The organism is Sporomusa termitida, assembly GCF_007641255.1.
Taxonomy (GTDB): Bacteria; Bacillota; Negativicutes; order Sporomusales; family Sporomusaceae; genus Sporomusa; species Sporomusa termitida.
Genome location: NZ_CP036259.1, coordinates 1,088,238 through 1,111,564 on the forward strand (window position 1 = coordinate 1,088,238; position 23,327 = coordinate 1,111,564).

Genomic DNA, 23,327 nt, shown 5'->3' on the forward strand with positions numbered 1-23,327 from the left:
CCTGGCTAAGAGGGAGCTATTGTTGACAGTGCCCACTACATATAAAAATATCTGACACAAAACAGAACTAATATAATTGACTTTATGCGGGTAAACCTTATAGGAGGAAAGGGTATGGTTAATTTGACAGAGTTTGAACAGAAAATGCTTAATGGCCAAGCGGGAGAGTTTAAGCAAAAAGCCTTGCAATTTATTGTAAACTACGCCGATGTGCTGGGAGCCAAAGATTTATGTGAAATCAGCCGGGCAACGCTGTTTATCGGTGCGCAACATTATCTGGAAGGCTTTACAACCGATGATTATAATGAAATTTTTTCGAAATTTTACCTGAATAGTGATAAACCTATCCCTATCGGTCAATTTGATGAAAGCTGTGCCGTACAGACCTGTGTGGCTGCCTGTGTTACCAGAGATTTTGCAACCGTTCATTTAAGCAAGGAATTTTTTGATAAGAACAATAATTTTTATGCTATTACCAGGGAAGCAGGAGCTTCAGAAGTACATACCTGCACACCGTATTTTTCCGGCTGGATTCCTTTGCCAGGCGAGCATTTTGTCACCACAGAATCCAGCAATGTCTTATTATGCAACTCAGTCTTTGGCGCGTGTGGCAATGCCGATGGCATTGAAGCCGCGGTTTGTTCGGCGATTTGCGGCAGAACACCCCGGTGGGGTTTGCATATTAAAGCAGAAAGATATGGGAATGTTGTGTTTACTATACAATGTCCTTCCCAAACTTCTTTCGACTGGGACGTTATTGGCTATACTATCGGCAGGTTTCTGCCCCGGGCAGGCAAGCCGGTCATTGCCGGCAATTTCAAGAGACCGGACATTAAAAAGCTGAGACAATGTTTTTCCTCGCTGGCAACATCTTCTAATGCCGAAATTTGCCACGTTGTCGGCATTACACCCGAGGCCAGGACAGTGGACGATGCACTGGGAGGCAAAGAGCCAGCCGCTTATTTTGCTATTACGCAAAAGGATTATGAGGACACACGCCGGCTGGTGTGCGATCCGGGCAGCGGACCTGTGGATTTTGTCAGTATCGGCTGCCCGCATCTGGCTATTGAGGAAATTAGAGATATTGCAAGATATTTACAAGGAAAAAAAGTAAAACAAGGTGTTGAATTGTGGATTTGGACAACAAAATCCAATCAGGCCTTGGCCGATTATAACGGTTTTACTAAAACGATTGAAGAAAGCGGTGCCCATTTGCTGGACAGCAGTTGCCCGATATGCATGAAGCATGAAGCCCACAAACATGCAAAAGCCATGGTGCTTAGCGGAATTAAGCAGGCAAAAGGCCTGCGAGCGCAAACTGCCGCCACTGTATATTGCGGAGAAACGCTAACATGTATTGATGCTGCAATTTTGGGAAGATGGGAGGCGCCGGCATGAAAACAATCATTCTCAAAGGCAGACCGGCCTTTGGCGGTATTGCCGGGGGCGAGGCGCTGGTATGTCCGGACAGCATTGCCGGCAATACCGGCAGCCTGGGTGAAACCGACGGGATAATCTATGAACACGGCAACCCCAACAGAGGCAAATGCATTAAGGATACTATTTTAGTTCTTCCGTGCGCCAAAGGTTCATGTGGCTGGTCCTGCCACTTTAAGTCCGCAAAAATCAACGGCAATGCGCCTGCCGGCTGGGTAGTAACGATAATTGATTCCCGCATAGGGGTTGCCATTGCGTCCTTAGAAAAACCAGCTGTTTGTGATTTTGCGGAAGCTGACCCTGTGAAAATTATTAAGACCGGGGACTGGGTTAAAATTGACGGCAGTACAGGTATTGTGGAAATTACCCCTAAATAATGTTCCATTGGTTATCTCTGCCACCAGGCAGAGATTTTTTTCTAAGCTCGCCACACCTGCAAAACAGGTGCAGGAATGGGTAGTGTTACGAAATATATCTACTTTTTTTCCTGTCTCTGCTATAATTTAGGGTAAATAATAATTTGACGAAAAATTCAATATTTTTTAAGAACTATTTGATAATAATTTGAGAACAATTTGAGAATAGCTGGAACGTTGTGGCGATGCGCCTGACCGGCCGCTTACAAAACTCTTTGTAATTGGAGGGTGTCTTGGTTTCAGCCCCCTTTTATCTTTTTGGCACGGTTATTGCGATAACAATATAACAACCTCGGTTATAGGTTGCGAACAAAAGAATTGTACCCTTCTTTTGTTCGTTATGAGGGTAAATATTGTTGGAGGGATGATCAATTATGCCTGGCAAGAAGACTACTTTTTTGTATCTGTCCGAGCAAGACATGTTGAAAGCGGGAGTTCTCGACGGTAAGCAGTGTGTGGATACTATTGATGATATGTTTAAGGTGGTCGGCGAGGGCGACTACATTATGGGCGGAATCAGTGAGAACGAGCATGGTCAGCGGATTTACTTCCCGGAAGAAAAGCGGTTTCCCAATATGCCGGTGGCCGGGCCTGACCGCCGGTTCTTATCAATGATTACCTATCTGGGCGGCAGGTTTAACCTTTGCGCCTGCAAATGGTACGGCTCGAATATTGAAAATACCAAACGCGGGCTCCCCCGGTCGGTGTTAATGGTAACACTGAACCATGTGGAAACCGGTGAACCCTTTGCCTATATGTCCGGCAATCTGCTCAGCGCCATGCGGACAGGTTCGATCCCGGCCGTCGGCGCCAGGTATCTTGCCAGCAGGGAGGCCAGAGTCGCGGCCATCATTGGCGCCGGGGTTATGGGGCGGGCGACCGTTACTTGCTTGCAGGCGGCCCTGCCGCGCCTGGCCAAAGCAGTGGTCTATGACTTGGTGCCAGCGAAAGCCGCAGCGTTCTGCGCGCAAATGAGCAATGAGCTGGGGTTTCCCTTCGAACCGGCAGACTCCATGGAAGCAGCCGTTAGAGCCGGTGACGTGATTAGCATCGCCACTGCCGGCAGTGCCAGGCCCCTCCTCCAAAAAGAATGGGTTAAGCCCAATGCTTTGCTTGCCACACAAGGGACGGCAGACATTCCCGATGACTTGTTTACTTCTTCCCGGATTGTGTTTGATGAGATAAAAATGCATCAGGCCTGGAAAGAGGAGGAAGAGAAAATTCCACCGGCAAAACGTCTGGGCTTCCCGGGGGCAAGCGTATTCCGCCTGTGTGAGCAAGGCAAAATTAATGCAACCGACTTGGTCAGCCTCAGTGAAATCGCCTGCGGTAAAAAACTTGGCAGGGCGAACGAAGCCGAACGCTTTATATTGATCATTGGCGGCATGCCTGTGGAAGATGCGGCCTGGGGACATACGCTGTACCATAATGCCCGCAAAATGGGCATTGGTCAAGAGCTTGTCCTGTGGGACGAACCACACTGGCTGTAATTATATACAATATATAGGAGCTGAGAGAAAATGGCGAGACAACCAAGACGCCCTATTAATTATTTCCCGGGAGGACTGGTTGGGGGCATTTATCAGCCTCTGACCCAGGACGGAATTGAGAGAATCCACGCAGCTACCATGCAAGTTTATGAGCAAGCCGGCATCCAGGTCAACTCGGAAAGAGCCTTGCGCGCTTTCCAGGCGGCAGGTGCAGACGTCGATTTTAAGCGTCACCTTGTCAAGGCCAGTGAAAGCTGGATCAAGGATAAGATTAAAACAGCTCCGGCCAAAATTACTCTGTATGGCCGGGAAGAACGCCACAATTTGGAGCTTGACGGATTTAAGGTGTATATCGGGACCGGCGGCACGGCGGTTAATGTGCTTGACATCGATACCGGCGCCAGACGGCCTTCGACCCTTACCGATGTACAGATGGCGGCCAGGCTTGTGGATGCGTTGGATAATATCCACTTCTATGTAATTTCCTGCCTGCCCACTGAACTGGCCAAGCAAGACATTGACGTAAACCGTTTTTATGCGGCTATCCGTAATACAGGCAAACACGTTATGGGTGGTGTTTATACTCCGGCAGGCGTCAAAAATGTAGCCAAATATGCGGCAATGATTGCCGGCAGCCGGGAAGCATTATTGAAAAAACCCTTTATTTCTTTTATTACCTGCATAATGAGCCCGTTAGTCATGGATAAGGATTATACTGAACTAATGATAGCCGCCATAGAGACAGGATTGCCGCTGGCGACCCCGACGGCACCCATGGCCGGCAGCACTGCCCCCGGTACTTTGGCCGGAACGCTGGTGCAGATGAATGCCGAAGCATTAAGCGGCGTGCTGCTTACGCAAATCCTAAACCCCGGGCATCCGGTGTTGTACAGTTGTGTTCCCACTACTACCGATTTACGGACAGGCGCTTTCTGCTTCGGCTCGGTGGAGATGGGGCTTATGAATGCAGCCTGCGCCCAACTGTCCCGCTTCTACCATTTGCCTAACTATACGACGGCCGGCGTAACCGAAGCGAAAATACCTGATGCGCAGTCCGGGTACGAAAGCATGGCCAACATCATGCTGGCGGCGCTGGCAGGTTCCAATTATATCCATGATGCGGCAGGCCTGGTTGAATCCGGCTTGAGTATTGCGTTCGAACAATATGTTATGGATGACGATATTATCGGTATGGCGATGCGCGCCGTTAAGGGGATTGAGGTAAACGACGACACACTGGCCGTGGCTGTAATTAATGAGGTTGGCCCGGCCGGCAATTATTTGGCCAATGATCACACCACCATGCACATGAAGCCGGAATTTTTCTATAACAAGGCCGCAGACCGCAACTCAAGATCAAGGTGGGAAATGAATGGCTCCCTTGATGCCAGGGAGCGGGCGCGGCGTATGGCCAAGGAGATTCTGGCGACCCATAAGCCGTTATGTATAGATAATAAAGCCGAAAAAGAAATACTGGCGACCGTGCCGGGAATGCAGCAAAACTGGCTTGACTAGTTAAAACCGTCTTTTTCGGTTGCGAATTCTGAATTGCCAGAAACAAACTGTGCAACTGCGCTACAGGTGAATATCGATAAAATTGGAGGGCATATGCAAATGATTAATTTCCAGGATATTGAAGACGCCGTTGTTGACGGGCAACATAAGGAAATCCCCAAGCTGATTGCCCGGATGCTTGAACAAGGTGCGGCGCCCAGCGATATAATTAAAAACGGGTTGCTGGCGGGAATGGCCGTTGTAAGCCCCCTGTTCAAAAGCGGCGAAATGTTTATGCCGGAAGTCATGCTGAGTGCCAAAACCATGAATGCAGGCCTGGACCTATTAAAACCGCTCATTGTGGAAGGTGACATGGAGATTGCCGGTAAGGCAGTTTTGGGTACGGTTGAGAGTGATTTGCATGATATTGGAAAGAATCTGGTAAAAATGCTGCTGGAAAGTTCCGGCTTTCAGGTGATTGATCTGGGCATTGACGTACCGGCAGAGAAATTTGCCGCAGCCGTTGCCGAGCATAAACCGGATGTGCTGGGCCTGGCGGCCCTTCTGACCACTACCATGCCCAACATGAAAAAAACCATTCAGTTATTAGAAGAAAAAGGGTTGCGAACCAGTGTCAGAGTGCTTATCGGCGGCGCACCGGTGTCCGCGGATTTTGCCCAGGCGATTGGTGCCGATGGTTATGCGGCCGATGGGGCAGCAGCAGTTGATTTTTGCCGCCAGCAGCAATAGTTTTTAAAACCACCGGGGGAGTGATTGATTTTGTTAATAGTCGGCGAACTGATAAATGCCAGCCGCAAGCTTGTGCAAACTGCGATTAAAGAAGCAGACAGCGCTTACATCCAGCAGGTTGCCACCGGGCAATTTACTGCCGGCGCCCATTATATCGATGTCAATGCCGGTGTTTTTGTCGAGGAGGAAGCTCGGTACCTGAAATGGCTGATTACCCAGGTGCAACAGGCTGTGGATGCGCCCTGCTGCATTGACAGCCCGGATCCCCGGGCGATTGAAGCTGCGCTGTCGGCTCACAAGGGGATACCGATGCTGAATTCTATATCCCTGGAGAAGGATCGATATGATGTGTTTTTGCCCCTGGTTGCAGGAACTGATTTCAAAGTGGTCGCCTTATGCATGAGTGATGAAGGTATGCCGGAAACAGCGGCGGCCAGGCTTAACATTGCCGACAAGCTGATTAATGAACTGGTGAAAAACGGCATAGCACCGGCGAATATTTATGTTGATCCGCTGGTGCAGCCGCTGTCGACCAGCGATACCTACGGCCGGGAGTTTTTACAGGCCATCGAAGCAATCATGACTGCCTATCCGGGCGTCCATACCATCTGCGGTCTCTCCAATATCTCCTATGGTTTGCCTGAGCGCAAGCTTCTAAACCGGACTTTTGGCATTATGGCGGTTGACCGGGGACTTGACGGTATGATTACCAATCCGCTGGACAAAGAATTCATGGCCGGCATAATTGCCGCCGAGGCATTACGGGGTAAGGATGAATATTGCCGTAAGTATCTGTCGGCCTATCGCAGGAAAAAGTTTGAGTTTTAAATTGGCCTGTTTATCTCTGTCAGCCCCTGACAGAGATAGCTTTTGGGTGTGCTTGAAAAAAGCACCTTGTCATAACAATAGAGCACTTGAGAACATTTTGCGGATGTTTTATAGGCCGCTGGCAAAGGCGGATGGGTGGGTCAACACCATTGACAAGCAAGGGGTGTAATATTGGGCAGGCACTGAAGATACTGGCATAGTTATTGCAATAATTTAGTTTATGGCCTGTTCTGAGTCTGGCTTTTAGCTTAGCTGCTGCTGTCACACCGTATTGGCATAAGTAATATGAAAAGGGGGCTCATAAATGCATGCAAAGCTGCGGCTATTTACCCTGTGCCTGGCATTAGCAGGCATGGTCACTCTGATTTTAGCGGGGACCATGACTAATACCGTATCAGCGCAAAACCGTGGTAACAAATTACAGCCGTTCAAGGTTGCTGCCATTCAGTTTAATCCAATACTTAACGAGCGGGATAAAAATGTTGACGAGTTATTAAGTATAATCGAGCAGGCTTTTAAAAACGGAGCTAAACTGGTGGTAGCCCCGGAGATGTCGACTACCGGCTATTACTACCGGGACCGCGAGGCTATACGTCCTTTTGTTGATACCATTCCCGGAACAATAACCAAACGGGTAGGGAATCTAACCAGTAAATACAATGCCTATGCCGTTTTTGGCATGGCGGAAAAAGATGCCCGGACCGACCTGTTTTATAATGCGGCAGCGCTGGTTGGTCCGGCGGGATATATCGGCAAGTACAGAAAAACCCATCAGTGGGAGACGGAAGAGCATTGGGCTGCGTGGGGAGACTTGGGAGTGCCGGTATTTACTACCGGTATCGGCAGGATAGACATTAATATCTGTATGGATTCCGCTTATTTTGAATCCGCCAGGTTAGCGGCGCTGGGCGGTGTGGATATCCTGGCTTTCCCGACTAACTCCTCCGCCCAGGCTATTGCCGCTTTGCCGGCAAGGGCGCAGCAAAATGGGCTGTATATTGTCAGTGCCAATCGTTCCAACACGGAAAATGGATTTCATATGATCGGGGCCAGTGCAATCTGGTCACCAACAGGGGTGAAACTGGCGGAAGCGCCGTTAGCAGCGGATAAAAGCAAAGCCGTTGCTGAACCAATGATCCTTTACGGAATAATCGATCCCCAAGCGTACAAAAACAAAAATAAACAGATACTGGCAACCCGGCGGCCGGAACTGTATAAGGATTTAATGCTCTATATTGCACCGTGGGACTACACTAAAAATACCATCCCCCATGACCTCAGGGCAGGTATTGTCCAGTACGAGCCGGTGGTCGGTGATAAAACGGCCAATAAAGCCAAGGTGGCCCGGCTCATTTCCGCGGCGGTAGAGCAGGCCCGCCGGGAGAATAACAGCCTGGATATTATCGTTTTGCCGGAACTCTCTTTGACCGGCCCTATGGATAAGCAGAGTATTGCGGCCGTAAAATCCCTTGCTGAACCGGCAGACGGCGGCAGCGCCGGGTTTATGGCTGAACTCGCCAAAACTAGCCAGGTAGCGATAGTATATGGCCTGATTGAGCAAGCGGGCAATAAACTGTATAACGCCGCGATTGTTGTCGACAAAGCCGGCAGCGAAATTGGCAAATACCGCAAGACGCATCTCAGCGACAGCGATAAAAGATGGGCCACTGCCGGTGACAGACTGGCAGTATTCAGCGCCCCGGAACTGGGCAAGTTCGGCCTATTAATTGGTGAAGACGCGCTCTATCCGGAAGCGGCCGGGGTTTTGGCCGTTAAGCGGGCTGATTTTATTGCCATACCGGCGGCCTGGCATGGCCAATACGGTTCTTATATGACAATTCATCCGGATATGTCGGCCAATAAGTATCCCGCAGGCTCGATGGTTATCTGGGATGCCGCAGCCATAGGCGCGCAGGCGTATACTTTGGTTGCTAATTTTATGGGGACCACAGCGGGATATTCAGGCCATAGCAGTCTGTATACCCTGGATCCGCTGTATGGTCTTGATCAGCCGGCTGTGGCAGCAGGCGACAAAGAAGAAGTCTTGGTGGTTAACTTTAAAACCATTCAGCCGCAATGGTGGTTTAACCAGGAGAAGCTGCTGCTGTCAAGGCGGACCCCCTATTACGTTCCCCTTGTACAATAACAGCTCTTATTCAAAAACAGACAAACTCCACAACCCGCTGGCCTTAGGCTAACGGGTTTTTTCCGGCGATGCCAATAGCGAATACCGCAATCAGGCCGGCGAGGCAGGCAGCGGGGATAGAGGGGGCAGTAACCTTGCGCAGCTGGATGAACTGGTGTGGAGTTATAAGTATACCGGCAAAAAAATGAAGGATTTGCCAGAATTTTGCCGAAGAATATTGACAAGCTAATTAATAGCCTATTGGCAGAAGTCAATAGGCGGTCTGCTTTACAGCCTGGCGCCGTATGCCGGTAATCTCAGGCGTGTCTTGTTTAGTTTTCCCGGCCGCGTTATCCTGGCGCCGGTAGATTATAAATAGCATTGGAGGAGTAGCTGTGATTTTCGGACACATTTCAAACCTGGCCAAGGATGCGCCATTACTGCCCCGGGCCCTTGTCAAGGGGCTTGCATATCTTACAACAGCCAACCTGTCTGCGCTGCCGGCCGGCAAGCATGAGCTTGAAGGCCAGGACATGTATGTGGCGATTAATGAATATGAGACCCAGCCCCGGGCAATGCGCCGGGCGGAGGCGCATGTGGAGTATCTGGATATCCAGTATATGGTTGCCGGCGAAGAACTGATTGCGTACAGTTTGCTGGCCGACGACAATGAGGTATTGTCAGATGAGCTGGCAGCCAAGGATGTTATTTTTTTTAAAACCGGGCAGCCGGAAACAGACCTGGTAATGACTGCCGGCATGTATGCCATATTTTTTCCCTGGGATGTGCATCGTCCGAACTGTGCGTGGCGGCAGGCGCAGCCGGTTAAAAAGGCGGTTGTTAAAATCAGGATGTCCCTGCTGAAATGAGCGCCGCCGGTGGTTTCCGAACAATAATTCCAAAATCATTCTTAAAGTTCGATTTTTTCATTGACATATTTTGTCCACTCCTGGTACAATACAAGTAAATCAATATGCTCGTATATATTTGAGGATATGGCTCAAAAGTCTCTACCTGGCGACCGTAAATCGCCCGACTACGAGTGAAAGTGCGCCTAGGGTTCCGCATAGCTTCTGTGCTGTGGTCTGTGACCAAGTGGCGCAGGTGTTGTTTGTTAACACTACACCGATGGGATAAAAACCCTGGCGGGGAAGTTTCGCTCTATAGTTCATGCGAAATTCCCTGTCAGGGGTTTTTTGGCGTTTTCGGATAAACTGTAGCGTTGGCGGTAACACCCACTATATTGCCGAAGGGGAGAAAAAAAGAAATGTTGGAAAAGTTTTTTAAACTCAGTTCCCGCAAGACAGATGTCAGAACAGAGGTAATCGCGGGCATTACCACCTTTATGACTATGGCTTACATATTGTTTGTAAACCCTAGTATTCTGGGGTCAGCGGGAATGGACAAGAATGCGGTACTTCTGGCTACTGCAATTGGTGCCGGGCTGGTATCGATCATGATGGGTGTTTTTGTCAATTATCCGATTGCCTTGGCACCAGGCATGGGTCTTAATGCTTTTTATGCTTTTACGGTTGTTATTGGTATGGGAGTCCCCTGGCAGGTTGCGCTTGGTGCTGTATTTATTTCCGGTCTTATTTTTATTTTGCTTACTGTAACGCAAGTGCGCCAATTGCTGGTTGAGGGTATGCCCACTTCTTTAAAACATGCAATTACAGTGGGGATCGGCCTGTTTATCACAATTATCGGTCTTAAGCTGTCAGGCATTATGACTATCCGCCTATCACTGATTCCGCCTACTCTGGAAAAAATTGTGGCCGCTAAAGGCAATGGCACCCCCCTTAGCTTTGAAACTATTATTGAGATGGGGCAGCTGGCCCAGCCGGAGGTATTATTGGCGGTGTTTGGCTTTCTCTTTATTGGTGTGCTGATGGCCCGTCAGGTAAAAGGCTCCATGCTGATTGGCATTTTTATTACCACCGTCATGGGAATAATCATGGGTATTGTTAAAATTCCCGCCGGCTTTTCGCCTGTTGCCATACCGGATTTCAGCAATAATGCCTTTTTGGCACTGGATATCATGGGGGCCTTGAATATGGGCCTGCTGGCAATTATATTTACCTTCACCTTTGTGGAATTGTTTGATACCATGGGTACCCTGGTAGGTACTGCTTCTAAAGCCGGCCTGATGGACAAGAACGGGAAATTCCCCGGTATTGGCAAAGCCATGCTGGTAGACGCCACCGGTGTAAGTCTGGGGGCTATGCTGGGAACCAGCACAATTACTGCCTACGTTGAGAGTGCTGCCGGGGTGGGGGCGGGCGGCCGAACCGGGCTGACGGCGGTTGTCTGTGGTGTGCTTTTTCTCCTGGCCCTGTTCTTTACACCGCTGGCCGGACTTATTCCTGATGCGGCTACTGCTCCGGCCCTGATCATTGTCGGGGCATTAATGATCGAGTCGATCCGGCATATTGACTTTGGTGATCTGACGGAAGGGCTGCCGGCGTTCCTGACGATTGTCATGATGCCCTTTACCTATAGCATCGCTAACGGCATTTCCGCCGGTCTGGTGATGTATCCGCTGCTAAAACTTGTTACCGGCCGGGGACGCGAGGTTCATTGGATCGTCTATGTTCTGGCGGTGCTTGTTGTATGCCGGTTCGTATTCCTGGCTGAATAACGGGAAAACTAAACCCAGATATTTTCATAAATATCTGGGTTTAGTTACAAGGTTTCACGGAAGATGCTCACTATAAATTTAATATACACTTCGGCGTGCGGCCGCAATGAGAGGATGAAATATGAAAGTAGCAATTATTATGGGCAGTGATTCCGACTGGCCGGTGCTGGAACCGGCGGTTTCTCAGCTGCATGAGTTTGATATTGAGACCGAATTACTGGTGGCATCGGCCCATCGCACACCTGCTAAGGTACACAAATTTGTGGCCGGGGCCAGAGACCGCGGTGTCCGGGTCGTTATTGCCGCGGCCGGGGCTGCGGCTCACCTGCCGGGGGTTATTGCCAGCTTTACAACCCTGCCGGTCATCGGCATTCCGGTTAATGCCACTCCGCTCGGGGGGATGGATGCGCTATTAAGCATCGTGCAGATGCCTGCAGGCATTCCGGTTGCGACTATGGCTATTAATGGTGCCAAAAATGCAGCCTTGTTTGCGGCCCAGATATTAGCGGTACATAATGAGGTCCTTGCCGCTAAACTGACGACTCATCGTGAACAGATGGCAGCGGAAGTAGAAAAAAAAGATGCCCGCCTGGCTGAGAAGCTTGCTGCGCGCAATTAACATTCTGCTGTTACCCAATATTGTCTGTATACAGCCAAATAAAGATTTTCCGGCAGGGTGTCAGTGAAATCCCGCAGCGGACTAACACCTGCTGTAAGAAATCCAGATTGGCATTTATATCATTGAATATTTTAAGGAGGCAGAAAATGATAACGCAAAAACCTATGTATGAGGGAAAGGCAAAGCAAGTATTTGCTACTGAGAATCCGGATGAATTGATGGTGTATTTTAAGGATGATGCTACCGCCTTTAATGGTGAAAAGCGCGGTACCATTGACAATAAAGGGGTCTTTAACAATAAAATATCGACCTTTTTCTTTAATCTGCTGGGAAAAGAAGGTATTCCCCATCATTTTATCAAAATGCTCAGCGAACGCGAAATGCTGGTAAAAAAGCTGGCTATTCTGCCGGTAGAGGTTGTTGTCCGCAATATTGCCGCCGGCAGCCTGGCTAAGCGCATTGGCTGGGAAGAAGGGCGAAAGTTGCCGACTGCAATCATAGAGCTTTATTACAAAGATGATGAACTGGGTGATCCGCTGATCAATGACTATCATATTCAGGCCCTTGGTCTGGCAACACCGGCTCAGGTTGAAACCATGGAAAAATACGCTCTGCGAATTAATGAAATTCTTGCCGCTTTCCTGAAAGACAAAAAAGTGGAGCTTATCGACTTTAAGCTGGAATTTGGTGTGCATAAAGGCGAAGTACTCCTCGGGGATGAGATCTCGCCTGATACCTGCCGGTTCTGGGATAGTGAAACCGGACAAAAGCTGGATAAGGACCGCTTCCGCCGGGATTTGGGCAATGTTGAAGAAGCCTACCGGGAAGTACTGAAAAGACTAACAGGTGAGAAATCCTAATGCTTTACGATATACAAAGCGATAAATGGCGGGAAGAGTGCGGCGTATTCGGCATCTTTGCCAGGCGGGAGAATGTGGCGCTATCCACTTACTGGGGCCTGTATGCGCTGCAGCACCGGGGGCAGGAAAGTGCAGGCATTGCTGTTACTGACGGTCAGGTCATGGATGTCCAGCGCGGTATGGGGCTGGTGAACGAGGTATTCCGGCATAACCTGCCTGATCTACCGGCGCGTATTGCTATCGGTCATGTTCGCTACTCGACCACCGGTTCCAGCCTCTTGCGCAACACCCAGCCGTTGTTAGTCAATTATTCCGGCGGCCAGATCAGTCTGGCCCATAATGGCAATCTGACCAATGCCCATGAAATACGGGAAGAGCTGGAACGAAAAGGCAGTGTATTCCAAACCTCCATTGACAGTGAAGTGCTGGTAAACCTTATTGCCCGTTCCGGCAAACCGGCAGTTGAGGACAAAATCATTGACAGCCTGACTAATGTTCATGGTGCCTATTGCCTGGTTATTATGACCGAAACCAAGCTGATTGGCGTGCGTGACCCGCACGGGTTCCGGCCGTTGTGCCTGGGGCGGCTGGGCGATGGCTGGATATTGGCCTCCGAATCCTGTGCGCTTGATACGGTAGGCGCAGAATTTGTCCGCGACATTGAACCGGGTGAGATGGTCATTATTGATGACAGCGGCGTGGTAACGCGGCGCTTTGCCGAATCTGACCGGCGGGCCGGCTGTGTTTTTGAATATATCTATTTTGCCCGCCCGGACAGCGTAATCGACGGCCAGAGTGTATACCAGGCCAGGTTCAGCATGGGCCGCACCCTGGCGCGGGAGAGCGGCTTCCAGGCCGATATCGTCATCTCGGTACCGGATTCAGGGACAACCGCTGCTCTGGGGTACAGCCACGAGTCGGGAATTCCTTTTGCTGAAGGCCTGATGAAGAACCGTTATATCGGCCGGACCTTCATCCAGCCGGAGCAGAAAAAGCGGGATATGGGGGTCCGGATTAAACTGAATGCTGTTGGTTCGGTAGTTAAAGGCAAATCGGTGATCATGGTGGATGACTCCATTGTGCGGGGAACCACCAGCGGTAAGATTGTCCGCATGCTGAAGGACGCCGGCGCCACCGCCGTGCATATGTGTGTAAGCTCCCCGCCCATCGGTTTTCCCTGTTATTACGGTATTGATACCTCAGCCCGCAAAGAGCTGATTGCTTCTTATAAAAAAGTAGAGGAGATCAGGCAATTTATCGGGGCTGATTCACTGCATTATCTGAGCCTGGCAGGCCTGCATGCATCAATTGACCGCATTCAGCAAAAAACCTTATGCAATGCCTGTTTTAACTGTGATTATCCGGCCCGGACACCCGGTGACGGTGATTGTGCAAATAATAAGTTTCTGTTTGAACCAACAGTAAGTAAATGCTAGAGCAGGAGGTCGAAAATGACCGATAAGCAAAAAACAAATGTTGAACTTACCTACCGTGATGCGGGGGTGGATATTGACGCCGGCAACAAAGCCGTGGAATTAATGAAACGGCATGTGCGCTCTACTTACCGCCCCGAGGTGCTGGGGGATATCGGCGGCTTTGGCGGTTTGTTTGCCCTTAATGCCGGTAAGTACCGCCAGCCTGTACTGGTAAGCGGTACCGACGGTGTCGGCACCAAGCTTAAAATTGCGTTTATGACCGATAAGCATGACACCATCGGCCAGGATGGTGTGGCTATGTGTGTGAATGATATCCTGGTCCAGGGGGCGGAACCGCTCTTCTTCCTGGATTACCTGGCTGTTGGCAAGCTCGAACCGGAAAAGGTGGCGGCGATTGTCAGCGGGGTGGCGATGGCCTGCCGTGAATCAGGCTGTGCGCTTATTGGCGGTGAAACTGCCGAGATGGCCGGTTTCTATCCGGATGGTGAATATGATATCGCCGGCTTTGCCGTGGGGGTTGTTGACCGGGAGAAGATTATAACCGGTGAGAAGATCGCACCTGGTGATATGTTAATTGGCCTGCCTTCCAGCGGTATCCATTCTAACGGCTATTCCCTGGTACGCAAGATCTGTTTTGATGTAAAAAAGCTGAGTGTTGCTGACTTTATTCCCGAACTCGGACGTACGCTGGGCCAGGAGCTGCTGGAACCGACCCGGTTATACCCCAAAACCTGCCTGCCGCTGATTGAAGAATTTGATATTCATGGCATGGTGCACGTTACGGGCGGGGGCTTTTACGATAATATTCCGCGCGTATTGCCTGCCGGCTGCGGGGTTGAGGTAGATTCCCGCGCCTGGCCTGAGCCGGTTATCTTTAACCTTCTGCAGCAGTGGGGCGGGGTTGCCAAAACCGAGATGTTCCGGACCTTTAATATGGGAATTGGCATGATTTTGATCGTTCCTGCCGAACAAGTGCCGGCTATCCAGGCCAATCTTGCGGCTCGGGATGAAAAATCCTATATTATCGGCAGGATTATTGCCGGTGCGGGCCAGGTCGAACTCAAGTAGGGGGCTGTATTATGAAAAAAACGGTAATCGGTGTATTGGCATCAGGGCGTGGCAGCAATTTGCAGGCGATCATCGACGCTATTCAGGCCGGCAGGCTTGATGCCAAAATTGGTGTGGTTATCAGTGATAACCCGGAGGCCAATGTGCTCAAACGTATGGCAGGAGTAGATATTCAGGCTTTGTGTATTGACCGGCGGTTGTTTGCCAGCCGCCGGCAATTTGAGGACGCTGTTGCCGAAGAACTTGCCATTCACCATGTTGAACTGGTGGTATTGGCCGGTTTTATGCGTATTCTAAGCCAATATTTTATTGACCGTTTTGCCGGAAAGATCATGAACATTCACCCTTCACTGCTGCCGGCCTTTCCCGGTGAAAATGCGCAGGCGCAGGCCCTGGCTTATGGGGTAAAGGTTACCGGTTGTACAGTCCACTTTGTTGATGCCGGGATGGACACGGGTCCGATTATTTTGCAGGAAGCCGTACCGGTTCTGGGAACTGACACCGTTGAAACCTTATCTGAACGTATCTTGCACGCTGAACATATTCTGTATCCCCGCGCTCTCGCTTTATACTGCGCAGGGCGACTGACTGCCGCAGGCCGGCATGTAAACATAATAGACAAAGAGTAAGTGATAGCGAGGAATCCTGATGAAAATAAAACGCGCGCTTTTAAGTGTGTCGGATAAAACCGGCATTGTTGAGTTTGCTACTGCTTTACATAAACTTGGGGTGGAAATTATCTCTACAGGCGGTACGATGCAAGCCATCAAAAATGCCGGCATACCTGTTACCTATGTTAGTGAAGTCACTGGTTTTCCCGAGATTATGGACGGCAGGGTAAAAACGCTAAACCCCTATATCCATGGCGGTATATTGGCGATGCGAGATAATCCCGCTCACCAGGCAGCGATGAACGAGCACAATATTACCGGGATTGATCTGGTGGCTGTTAACCTGTATCCCTTCCGCCAAACGATTGCCAAACCGGCGGTGACGTTAGCAGAGGCTGTAGAAAACATCGATATTGGCGGTCCGGCTATGATCCGGGCCGCGGCCAAGAATTTTCACTATGTAACAGTCATTGTCAACCCGGTGCGGTACGGGGAGGTTATAACCCAATTGGCAGCCGGCGGTGAGATTGATGGTAAAAGCCGGCTGGCACTGGCGCAAGAGGCCTTTAGCCACACTGCCGGTTATGATGCCTGTATTGCCCGTTATTTGAGCGGGCAGCTTGGACAGGGGCTGTTCCCGGCAACACTGCAGCTGGTGTATGAAAAGGCCCAGGAGCTGCGTTATGGGGAGAACCCGCATCAGGCGGCCGGCTTTTATCGTGAGCAGCATTACTCCGGACCGGGTGTGGCCAACGCCCAACAATTGAATGGCAAAGAGCTGTCTTTTAACAATATTGTTGATGTCGAAGCGGCCTATGCACTGGCCGCCGAATTTGAGCAGCCGGCCGCCGCCATTATCAAACATACCAACCCCTGCGGCACCGGCACCGGGGCAACCTTGGCCGAAGCTTACCATAAGGCGTATCAGGCTGACCCTTTGTCGGCTTATGGCGGTATTATCGGTGTAAACCGGGAAGTGGATCAGGCAACGGCCCAGCTGATCAGCGAACTGTTTGCCGAGGCCGTCATCGCCCCGGCCTTTAGCCAGCCGGCCCTTGCCATTCTGACAAAAAAGAAGAATGTCCGTTTGCTGGCTGCCACTCTGCCCCGGCCTGACAGCACCCGGCTTGATGTAAAATCAGTGGCCGGCGGGGTGTTATTGCAGCAAACCGATATGACAACTGTCAGTCCGGACAGCATGAAAATCGTCACCAGGCGCCAGCCGTCGGCCGCAGACTGGGAGCAGCTGCTATTTGCCTGGAAGGTTGTCAAGCATGTTAAATCCAATGCGATTGTTATTGCCAATAATAATCAGACCTTGGGCGTTGGCGCCGGCCAGATGAACCGGGTCGGGGCAGCCGGCATTGCTTTGGCCCAGGCCGGTGAACAGGCCAATGGGGCTGTGCTGGCTTCAGATGCATTTTTTCCCTTTGCCGACACGGTGCAGGCGGCGGCGGCAGCCGGTATCAGGGCCATTATTCAGCCTGGCGGTTCAGTGCATGATGAAGATTCAATTAAAGCGGCTGATGAATATGGTATTATTATGGTATTTACCGGTATGCGGCATTTCAAACACTAATAAATAAAGGGTCAGGCAGCGCGCCTGACCCTTTGCTTATTAACCGGTGATTTTTATTCCAGCTCTACCACTACCTGGGCATTGGCTGTCAGCGTCACCAGTCCGGCTGAAACCGGTGTGGCATCGGCCATCAGGCTTTGGCTGTACATGCGGCCGGTCAGTTCCGGTGTCTGCAGATTAATACCGGCTTCGCTAACACTTTTAATCCTGACTATCCGTTTGTTTAAGGTTGTGGCAATTGCTTCGGCTTTGCTCATTGCCTCGCGGACGGCTTGAGCCAGGGCGGCATTTTTCACATCGGCTTCATCCTTTTTACCAAAGCGGATATTGTTGACTTGATTGGCGCCGGCCTTAAGAGCGGTGTCGATGATTTCGCCTGCCTGTTCGGGCGCAGCGGTTACCGTGATGCTGTTGGTAATTTGATAACCGATAATGCTGGGGATGCGGCGGCCATTATCATCATTTTTGTAAAGTGGCGTTACGGTATAGTGCGCCGTTTTTATGTATTCAGACTTAATTCCCAAGTCTGCCAACTGGCGGCGCAGGTTGGCTGAGATTTCAGCATTTTTTGTCTGGGCAGCGGTCACCGTAGCTGCTTCGGTCAGGGTTCCGAGATTGATATAGGCTATATCGGGGGCGATTTCTTCCTGATGACTGCCGCCTACCTGTACTTCGGTGCTATTGGGGTTTTTTTCGGCAGCTATAGCGGCCGGCAGCGCAGCTGTCATAATTAACAGCGCCATGGTTAACACTTTAATGAACTTATACATGTGTGATCAACTCCCTTTGCCTATATAAACGGATGCGCGGCGGGAAAGTAACGCACAAAACCGAAAATATCTGCATGATGCTAAAAATAGGCCGGAGGCATTGTTATGGCACAACTTGCGGGGCGCTGGCAGGCGCTTACTCTTAGATTAGGGGTTAATAACCAGGCTGGGAAAGCAATTCTGCAGGTATTGCTGGACAGTTATCAGCAATACTTCCGGCAGTATCATGGCAGTTCTCATCTTCTTGATTGTTTCCGGCATCTGGATGAGATTAAGCCGCAGCTGGTGCAGCCTGAACTGGTGGAATACGGGTTATGGTTTCATGATATTGTCTGTGTGCCCGGGGCCACCAGCAATGAAATCTTAAGCGCTGCCGCTGCCCGGTACGCGGCGGCGGAGCTTGGCCTGCCGGCTCAATTTAGCCGGCAGGCGGTTCAGCTTATCCTGCTGACAGCTCACCGGCGGCCGGCCGGCGACCGGGACGGGGCTTATCTGGCAGATATTGATCTGGCTGTTCTGGGACGGGACTGGCCGGGCTTTCTTGCTTATGAGCGTCAGATCAGGGCCGAATACAGCTATCTGCCGGCGGCAGCCTATTGCCAGGGGCGGCAGCAGGTTATTAAACAGTTGCTGCAGCGGGACGCAATCTATCAAACCCAGTATTTCCGGGAAAGGTACGAACAGGCGGCGCAAGGCAATCTAGTGGCGCTTAGTGAGCAGCTTATAATTAGCAGCCGCTAGCGGTGCCGTTACCGCGTAGACCGGAACCGCCATGTTTTATGGTAGTAACCTCCTGCTGTTGTTATTAGATAATGGGCGTTACCGCCGGCCGCGGCTGACTGCCGGCATTGCTGTCTACGAGAACCTGTAACGCGGTACTTAAGCGTCTAATGCCTGCCAGCAGGCGTTCTTCCGGATGGGTGGCAAAGCACAGCCGCAGCTCGCCGGCGCCGGCAGCGTCGGCATAGAAGGCCTCGCCGGGAACAAAAGATACCCCTCTTTTGCCTGCTTCATGCAAGAGCTGCCTGGTCAGGAGCCCCTGGCTGAGGGTGCACCAAAAGTAAAAGCCGCCGGCCGGCAGGGTGAAAGTCAGATGGGGGCTGCAGTATTGCTCCAGGGCGCCGGCTACTAAGTCACGGCGCTTTGTGTATTCCGTGCGGACTGTATGCAGATGGTCCTCAAGCAGGCCTGCGGCCAGGAAATCAAAGAGCAGCTTTTGGGACAGATTGCTGCTGTGCAGGTCTATGTACTGTTTTGCCAGGGCAAACCGGTTAATTACGGTCTCAGGCGCAGTCACCCAGCCAGTGCGCAGACCGGGAAAAAGGATTTTGGAGAAAGTGCCAAGGGTGATGACGCCGCCAAACGGATCAAGGGCCTTAAGCGAAAGCGGGGGCTGCCTGTCATAATACAACTCGCCGTAGGGATCATCCTCAACAATAACCAGACGGTGTTTGGCTGCGAGTTCTAATAATTTGCGCCGTTCCGCCAGCGGCATAACCCGGCCGTTGGGGTTTTTAAAGGTCGGCATAACATAGAACAGTTTGGGGCGGTAACGGACCAGGTAGTCTTCCAGCAGCTCAAGGGGCAGGTTGTTTACAGCCGGCAGGCTAAGTAAGCGGGCGCCGGCGGCACTGAATACCTGGATGGCGCCAAGATAGGTGGGCGACTCAACAATTACATAGTCGCCCGGTTCCAGAAAAACTTTGGCAATTAAATACAGCCCCTGCTGCGAACCACTTACAATCATTGTATTAGCCGGGGTAATATCATAGCCTTTGGTTAGCAGCCTGGCGGCTAAAATACGGCGCAGCGGCATGTAGCCCTCGGTTGGGATATGCCCCAGTTCGGCCGCGCAGAGGTGGGAGGATTGCTGGCTAAACAGCCGGTGAAAGTGCTTAAGCGGATAGAGGGCCGGGTCAGGCATGCCGGCTGCCAAGGAAATACTGTCCTCTGTGTAGGCCGATGCCATCAGTTCCCGTAAAATTGATGACAGCTGGGTATTGGGACTGGGGGTAAATAACTGTGACCAGGGGACAGACGGGTTGGGCGGCAGAGTTGTCAGCAAATCAGCCACATAGGTACCGCTTCCTACCTTAGTGATGATCAATCCCTGCTCCTCTAACCACCGGTAAGCATTGATTGCTGTTGTCCGGCTAACCTGTAAAAGAACAGCCAGTTCCCGCTCCGGCGGCAGTTTACTGCCGGCCGGCAGCAGGCGGTTGTTAATTTTTTCAGCAAGCAGGCCGGCAATCTGCTTGTAGAGCGGTATTTTTGAGTCGGCACTAAGAAAACCTTTGTCAATAATTTTGGATATATCCATTTCTGAAAAAAACTCCTTAAATATCCAATTATTCTTATTGATTTAATAATTGGATATTTACAATGTTTTTCCTGCCGGGTAATATAAAATAAATTACAGAAGGTGGTGTGATTATGGATGAGTATAGGCAAGGGGTACGTGACAGCCTGCCGGTTATGCTGGGGGTTGTGCCTTTTGGCATTACCTGCGGGATAATGGGCCTTTCTGCCGGCCTTACGCCTGTAGAAACAGTCCTGATGTCGTTACTGGTATTTGCCGGCGCGGCCCAGTTTATCGGTATTACCATGTTAGGCGCAGGGTTGTCCGGCTGGGGCCTTATTGTATTTACTACCCTGTTAATTAATCTGCGGCATTTGCTGATGGGGATGTCTTTGGCGCCATATCTGCTAAAGCTGCCGCTGGCCCGGCAATTGCTGCTGACTTTTTCCCTGACGGACGAGGCCTACGCAGTTATTATGAGCCGCACGGACCGGGAAGGGTATAATGCAAATTACCAGATGGGGAGCAGCTGGGCATTTTATATTATTTGGGCGGCCTCGACAACGGTCGGTGTACTGGTAGGCAGCTATATACCTGATCCCCTGGCCTGGGGACTTGACTTTGCAATGCCGGCAACCTTTTTGGCAATGCTGATGCCGCGGCTGACTAATTATGTCAGTATTGCTGTCTGCTCTGTTGCTGCGATTGTAGCCGTAGTGGGAGCTGTATACCTGCCCGGGAAATGGTATATAATAGCCGCCTGTTTGGCAGCAAGCATAACAGGCGGCTTATTAGAAAAGGAGGACAAGCATGCGTTCTGAAATTCTGCTGATCATTCTCGGGATGGCGGCGGTTACCTTTTTGACAAGGTTTGGGGCCGTTGCCTTATTAAAACAAACCGGTCTGCCAACCTGGTTTGAACGCTGGTTTAAACATCTTCCGACCGCTGTTTTAACAGCGTTGATTGTACCGGGGTTAATTTTGCCGCAAGGCTGGATTGATTTGTCACTGCATAATCATTATCTACTCGCGGGAATACTGACGGCTATTGCGGCTTATCTGGGCCGGAACGCCATGCTTACAATGGGGCTGGGTTTGATCTCGATATTGTCGCTGCGGTGGTTGGGAATATAGAGACTGTATTACGGCCGGCATTTTTAGCGTATTGCAGTGCCTGTTCAACCTGGGCAATAAGCTGCTGAACCGATATGGGCTCACCGGTATAGGTACTGATGCCGATGCTGACCGTAATCTTATGACCAGGCTGATGTTCTTCATCAGGGAAGGGCAGTTTTTCAATGCTGGCCCGCAGTCTGTCAGCAGCGGCCATGGCCTGTTGTTTGTTAACAGCAGGCAGAAGGATAATAAACTCTTCGCCGCCAAACCGTCCGGCTAAATCATTAGTGCGTATATAGGTTTTTAGTAATGTAGAGATTGTAACCAGCACTTCATCGCCCCGGATATAGCCGGAATGATCATTATAGTGTCTGAAATGGTCAATGTCCAGCATAAGCACGCTGAGTGAGCCGCCCTGGGCAGCTACTCTTGCCATTTCCTCATCAAGCAGTTTAATTGACTGACTGGTGTTGCACAAACCGGTTTTACAGTCAATGAGGGCGGCCTGTTCAAGAATGTTTTGAACATGGGCAAGCTCGGCGGCCTTATTTTTCAGTTTGGCAGTCATCAGATCCAGATCTTTTTCAGTTTCACTGATTATGCCAACAGGCAGACGGTATAGCAGGGTATTGGTCAACAGGCCCAGACCCACGAAAATCCCAGCTAAAAGTATAGTAGACATAATAACAGGGGTGGCTGGTGAGGTTAACTCAACGTAGCCGCAGGCTGTGCCGTGAACGGTGATATCCACACGCTTCGTAACATCAACTATTGATGGTGTAGCTGCCGGGGCTGAGGTTTCACCGGCCAACCGGTTGATGGTAATGGTAAGATGCTTAATATTGGGCTGTTGCCGATATTCCGAAGTCAGCTTGTTAAGCTGTTGCAAGTTGTACTGCTGCTCATACGGGGTGTTGCTGATGATTGCCTGCGCTTCCCGGGCAATTTGCTCAGCGAGTGCTGCTGTTTCGGCCTGTTTGGCTTTCCAGGCCCAGCCGAGATAAGTCAAGGGCGTGCACAAAGAGATTAAAAGGCCGGTGATTAAGGCCAGAACAAACATCCGGGTTGCCAGTGGTTTACCGATTTTTTTATCTTTCGGCATAAGTCCCTCCATCTAAGAACTTGACTACTTGGTACTATACTATATGCTTAGCAAAATTAAGTTGACACATTTTTGTAATATGTAAACAGAATAAATAGTGGCGCTTGCCCAGTCTGCTGCATAGGATATGGTGTAGGAAATCTTTTTTTGGAGGTGCGACAACCTATGCCGATCAATGTAGAGGATCGTAAACCTAAACATCACCATCACAATAAACCCCGGCCGAATATGCTGCATGTGCATACTTATCTTACGGAAGTGGATGTGGCTGATGATCATCAGCACATTATTCTGGGGGTTAGCGGTCAGGCCCAGGAACGGGGGAGATCCCATACTCACAGAATCCATGGCCGGACTTCATTTATCGTTGAAGAAGGCGAATGCGGTCATTGGCATACGGCAGATGTCATGACAGGTCCGGCTATTGAGATGCCTGACTGTAGTCATGTTCATTATTTTGAAGGTACGACCAGTGAAGATGATGATCATTGCCATACTTTTACCGGTGCTACCGGTCTTGGACCGTCTAGCCGTGACGATGATCACGATGACTGTTGCGAACACGACCATGATGATGACTGCTGCGACGATGATGACGACTGTTGCGACGATGATGACGACTGCTGTGATATGCCAAAACATAAATATAAATATAAGTATGGTAAGCGGCCGGAAGAAGAATAACGGTT

The 23,327-nt window shown here is 50.5% G+C and carries 22 protein-coding genes and 1 riboswitch; of the genes, 19 read left to right on the top strand and 3 right to left on the bottom strand.

The features are described from left to right. The first annotated feature begins 114 nt into the window (after positions 1-114). The 15 genes from SPTER_RS04875 (at position 115) to purH (ending at position 17,351) form a co-directional block, all read left to right on the top strand. Positions 115-1,398, top strand: a complete 1,284-nt coding sequence (locus SPTER_RS04875; protein WP_144349299.1) for an aconitase X — start codon at positions 115-117, stop codon at positions 1,396-1,398. Then, positions 1,395-1,814, top strand: coding sequence for an aconitase X swivel domain-containing protein (locus tag SPTER_RS04880; RefSeq protein WP_144349300.1), 420 nt, complete (start codon positions 1,395-1,397; stop codon positions 1,812-1,814). Before SPTER_RS04875 ends, SPTER_RS04880 begins: the two co-directional genes overlap by 4 nt. A gap of 413 nt (positions 1,815-2,227) precedes the next feature. Then, entirely contained in the window at positions 2,228-3,343 is a 1,116-nt protein-coding gene (locus SPTER_RS04885; RefSeq protein WP_144349301.1) for a tyramine oxidase subunit B, read from the top strand. 30 nt (positions 3,344-3,373) lie between these two features. Beyond that, positions 3,374-4,858 (top strand): trimethylamine methyltransferase family protein, encoded by a 1,485-nt coding sequence (locus SPTER_RS04890; protein ID WP_144349302.1) that lies wholly within the window; start codon positions 3,374-3,376, stop codon positions 4,856-4,858. Between the two features lie 99 nt (positions 4,859-4,957). Further along, positions 4,958-5,587 carry a corrinoid protein gene (locus tag SPTER_RS04895; protein ID WP_144349303.1) on the top strand — a complete coding sequence of 210 codons (630 nt, stop codon included), beginning with the start codon at positions 4,958-4,960 and terminating at the stop codon, positions 5,585-5,587. Positions 5,588-5,611: 24 nt separating this feature from the next. Then, positions 5,612-6,415 carry a methyltetrahydrofolate cobalamin methyltransferase gene (locus SPTER_RS04900; RefSeq protein ID WP_246105487.1) on the top strand — a complete coding sequence of 268 codons (804 nt, stop codon included), beginning with the start codon at positions 5,612-5,614 and terminating at the stop codon, positions 6,413-6,415. Positions 6,416-6,719: 304 nt separating this feature from the next. Further along, positions 6,720-8,561, top strand: coding sequence for a nitrilase-related carbon-nitrogen hydrolase (locus tag SPTER_RS04905; protein WP_211367477.1), 1,842 nt, complete (start codon positions 6,720-6,722; stop codon positions 8,559-8,561). 374 nt (positions 8,562-8,935) lie between these two features. Beyond that, the gene (locus tag SPTER_RS04910) at positions 8,936-9,409 is read left to right on the top strand and encodes a NanQ anomerase/TabA/YiaL family protein (RefSeq protein WP_170233149.1); all 474 of its coding nucleotides are present in this window, start codon (positions 8,936-8,938) and stop codon (positions 9,407-9,409) included. Between the two features lie 88 nt (positions 9,410-9,497). Further along, positions 9,498-9,599: riboswitch (purine riboswitch) on the top strand. A gap of 208 nt (positions 9,600-9,807) precedes the next feature. Further along, entirely contained in the window at positions 9,808-11,178 is a 1,371-nt protein-coding gene (locus tag SPTER_RS04915; protein ID WP_144349305.1) for an NCS2 family permease, read from the top strand. A 121-nt stretch (positions 11,179-11,299) separates the two neighbouring features. Further along, positions 11,300-11,797, top strand: coding sequence for a 5-(carboxyamino)imidazole ribonucleotide mutase (gene purE / locus SPTER_RS04920; RefSeq protein ID WP_144349306.1), 498 nt, complete (start codon positions 11,300-11,302; stop codon positions 11,795-11,797). Between the two features lie 146 nt (positions 11,798-11,943). Continuing rightward, entirely contained in the window at positions 11,944-12,657 is a 714-nt protein-coding gene (gene purC, locus SPTER_RS04925) for a phosphoribosylaminoimidazolesuccinocarboxamide synthase (RefSeq protein WP_144349307.1), read from the top strand. Beyond that, the gene (gene purF / locus SPTER_RS04930) at positions 12,657-14,093 is read left to right on the top strand and encodes an amidophosphoribosyltransferase (protein ID WP_144349308.1); all 1,437 of its coding nucleotides are present in this window, start codon (positions 12,657-12,659) and stop codon (positions 14,091-14,093) included. Before purC ends, purF begins: the two co-directional genes overlap by 1 nt. Positions 14,094-14,108: 15 nt before the next feature. Continuing rightward, a complete protein-coding gene (gene purM / locus SPTER_RS04935; RefSeq protein WP_144349309.1) occupies positions 14,109-15,161 on the top strand; it encodes a phosphoribosylformylglycinamidine cyclo-ligase in 1,053 nt (350 codons plus the stop codon). 11 nt (positions 15,162-15,172) lie between these two features. Continuing rightward, positions 15,173-15,790 (top strand): phosphoribosylglycinamide formyltransferase, encoded by a 618-nt coding sequence (gene purN, locus SPTER_RS04940; protein ID WP_144349310.1) that lies wholly within the window; start codon positions 15,173-15,175, stop codon positions 15,788-15,790. A gap of 19 nt (positions 15,791-15,809) precedes the next feature. Continuing rightward, positions 15,810-17,351, top strand: a complete 1,542-nt coding sequence (gene purH, locus SPTER_RS04945; RefSeq protein WP_144349311.1) for a bifunctional phosphoribosylaminoimidazolecarboxamide formyltransferase/IMP cyclohydrolase — start codon at positions 15,810-15,812, stop codon at positions 17,349-17,351. Positions 17,352-17,404: 53 nt separating this feature from the next. Here the strand turns inward: purH and SPTER_RS04950 are convergent, their stop codons facing one another. Continuing rightward, positions 17,405-18,121: an SIMPL domain-containing protein gene (locus tag SPTER_RS04950; RefSeq protein WP_144349312.1), complete on the bottom strand. Its 717-nt coding sequence runs from the start codon at positions 18,119-18,121 to the stop codon at positions 17,405-17,407. 105 nt (positions 18,122-18,226) lie between these two features. On the opposite strand from SPTER_RS04950, the gene SPTER_RS04955 reads away from it, so the two are divergent. Next, positions 18,227-18,862 carry an HD domain-containing protein gene (locus SPTER_RS04955; RefSeq protein ID WP_144349313.1) on the top strand — a complete coding sequence of 212 codons (636 nt, stop codon included), beginning with the start codon at positions 18,227-18,229 and terminating at the stop codon, positions 18,860-18,862. A 64-nt stretch (positions 18,863-18,926) separates the two neighbouring features. Here the strand turns inward: SPTER_RS04955 and pdxR are convergent, their stop codons facing one another. Next, a complete protein-coding gene (gene pdxR / locus SPTER_RS04960) occupies positions 18,927-20,441 on the bottom strand; it encodes a MocR-like pyridoxine biosynthesis transcription factor PdxR (RefSeq protein WP_144349314.1) in 1,515 nt (504 codons plus the stop codon). A 113-nt stretch (positions 20,442-20,554) separates the two neighbouring features. On the opposite strand from pdxR, the gene SPTER_RS04965 reads away from it, so the two are divergent. Both SPTER_RS04965 and SPTER_RS04970 read left to right on the top strand, forming a co-directional pair. After that, entirely contained in the window at positions 20,555-21,241 is a 687-nt protein-coding gene (locus SPTER_RS04965; RefSeq protein ID WP_144349315.1) for an AzlC family ABC transporter permease, read from the top strand. After that, entirely contained in the window at positions 21,231-21,554 is a 324-nt protein-coding gene (locus SPTER_RS04970) for an AzlD domain-containing protein (protein ID WP_144349316.1), read from the top strand. Before SPTER_RS04965 ends, SPTER_RS04970 begins: the two co-directional genes overlap by 11 nt. Here the strand turns inward: SPTER_RS04970 and SPTER_RS04975 are convergent. Continuing rightward, positions 21,499-22,638, bottom strand: a complete 1,140-nt coding sequence (locus SPTER_RS04975) for a GGDEF domain-containing protein (RefSeq protein WP_170233150.1) — start codon at positions 22,636-22,638, stop codon at positions 21,499-21,501. The two genes, SPTER_RS04970 and SPTER_RS04975, sit on opposite strands and share 56 nt — an antisense overlap. Before the next feature lie 165 nt (positions 22,639-22,803). Between SPTER_RS04975 and SPTER_RS04980 the strand changes: the two genes are divergently transcribed. Beyond that, positions 22,804-23,322 (top strand): YmaF family protein, encoded by a 519-nt coding sequence (locus SPTER_RS04980; protein ID WP_144349318.1) that lies wholly within the window; start codon positions 22,804-22,806, stop codon positions 23,320-23,322. Positions 23,323-23,327 lie beyond the last annotated feature (5 nt).

What these genes read in the sequence shown, in the direction of transcription:
- SPTER_RS04950 (WP_144349312.1), bottom strand. Translation starts at nt 18,121, where the DNA reads ATGTATAAGTTCATTAAAGTGTTAACCATGGCGCTGTTAATTATGACA.
- SPTER_RS04880 (WP_144349300.1), top strand. Translation starts at nt 1,395, where the DNA reads ATGAAAACAATCATTCTCAAAGGCAGACCGGCCTTTGGCGGTATTGCC.
- SPTER_RS04970 (WP_144349316.1), top strand. Translation starts at nt 21,231, where the DNA reads ATGCGTTCTGAAATTCTGCTGATCATTCTCGGGATGGCGGCGGTTACC.
- pdxR (WP_144349314.1), bottom strand. Translation starts at nt 20,441, where the DNA reads ATGGATATATCCAAAATTATTGACAAAGGTTTTCTTAGTGCCGACTCA.
- SPTER_RS04890 (WP_144349302.1), top strand. Translation starts at nt 3,374, where the DNA reads ATGGCGAGACAACCAAGACGCCCTATTAATTATTTCCCGGGAGGACTG.
- SPTER_RS04885 (WP_144349301.1), top strand. Translation starts at nt 2,228, where the DNA reads ATGCCTGGCAAGAAGACTACTTTTTTGTATCTGTCCGAGCAAGACATG.
- SPTER_RS04980 (WP_144349318.1), top strand. Translation starts at nt 22,804, where the DNA reads ATGCCGATCAATGTAGAGGATCGTAAACCTAAACATCACCATCACAAT.
- purM (WP_144349309.1), top strand. Translation starts at nt 14,109, where the DNA reads ATGACCGATAAGCAAAAAACAAATGTTGAACTTACCTACCGTGATGCG.
- SPTER_RS04955 (WP_144349313.1), top strand. Translation starts at nt 18,227, where the DNA reads ATGGCACAACTTGCGGGGCGCTGGCAGGCGCTTACTCTTAGATTAGGG.
- purH (WP_144349311.1), top strand. Translation starts at nt 15,810, where the DNA reads ATGAAAATAAAACGCGCGCTTTTAAGTGTGTCGGATAAAACCGGCATT.
- SPTER_RS04895 (WP_144349303.1), top strand. Translation starts at nt 4,958, where the DNA reads ATGATTAATTTCCAGGATATTGAAGACGCCGTTGTTGACGGGCAACAT.
- SPTER_RS04915 (WP_144349305.1), top strand. Translation starts at nt 9,808, where the DNA reads ATGTTGGAAAAGTTTTTTAAACTCAGTTCCCGCAAGACAGATGTCAGA.
- SPTER_RS04875 (WP_144349299.1), top strand. Translation starts at nt 115, where the DNA reads ATGGTTAATTTGACAGAGTTTGAACAGAAAATGCTTAATGGCCAAGCG.
- purC (WP_144349307.1), top strand. Translation starts at nt 11,944, where the DNA reads ATGATAACGCAAAAACCTATGTATGAGGGAAAGGCAAAGCAAGTATTT.
- purE (WP_144349306.1), top strand. Translation starts at nt 11,300, where the DNA reads ATGAAAGTAGCAATTATTATGGGCAGTGATTCCGACTGGCCGGTGCTG.
- purF (WP_144349308.1), top strand. Translation starts at nt 12,657, where the DNA reads ATGCTTTACGATATACAAAGCGATAAATGGCGGGAAGAGTGCGGCGTA.
- SPTER_RS04905 (WP_211367477.1), top strand. Translation starts at nt 6,720, where the DNA reads ATGCATGCAAAGCTGCGGCTATTTACCCTGTGCCTGGCATTAGCAGGC.
- SPTER_RS04965 (WP_144349315.1), top strand. Translation starts at nt 20,555, where the DNA reads ATGGATGAGTATAGGCAAGGGGTACGTGACAGCCTGCCGGTTATGCTG.
- SPTER_RS04975 (WP_170233150.1), bottom strand. Translation starts at nt 22,638, where the DNA reads ATGCCGAAAGATAAAAAAATCGGTAAACCACTGGCAACCCGGATGTTT.
- purN (WP_144349310.1), top strand. Translation starts at nt 15,173, where the DNA reads ATGAAAAAAACGGTAATCGGTGTATTGGCATCAGGGCGTGGCAGCAAT.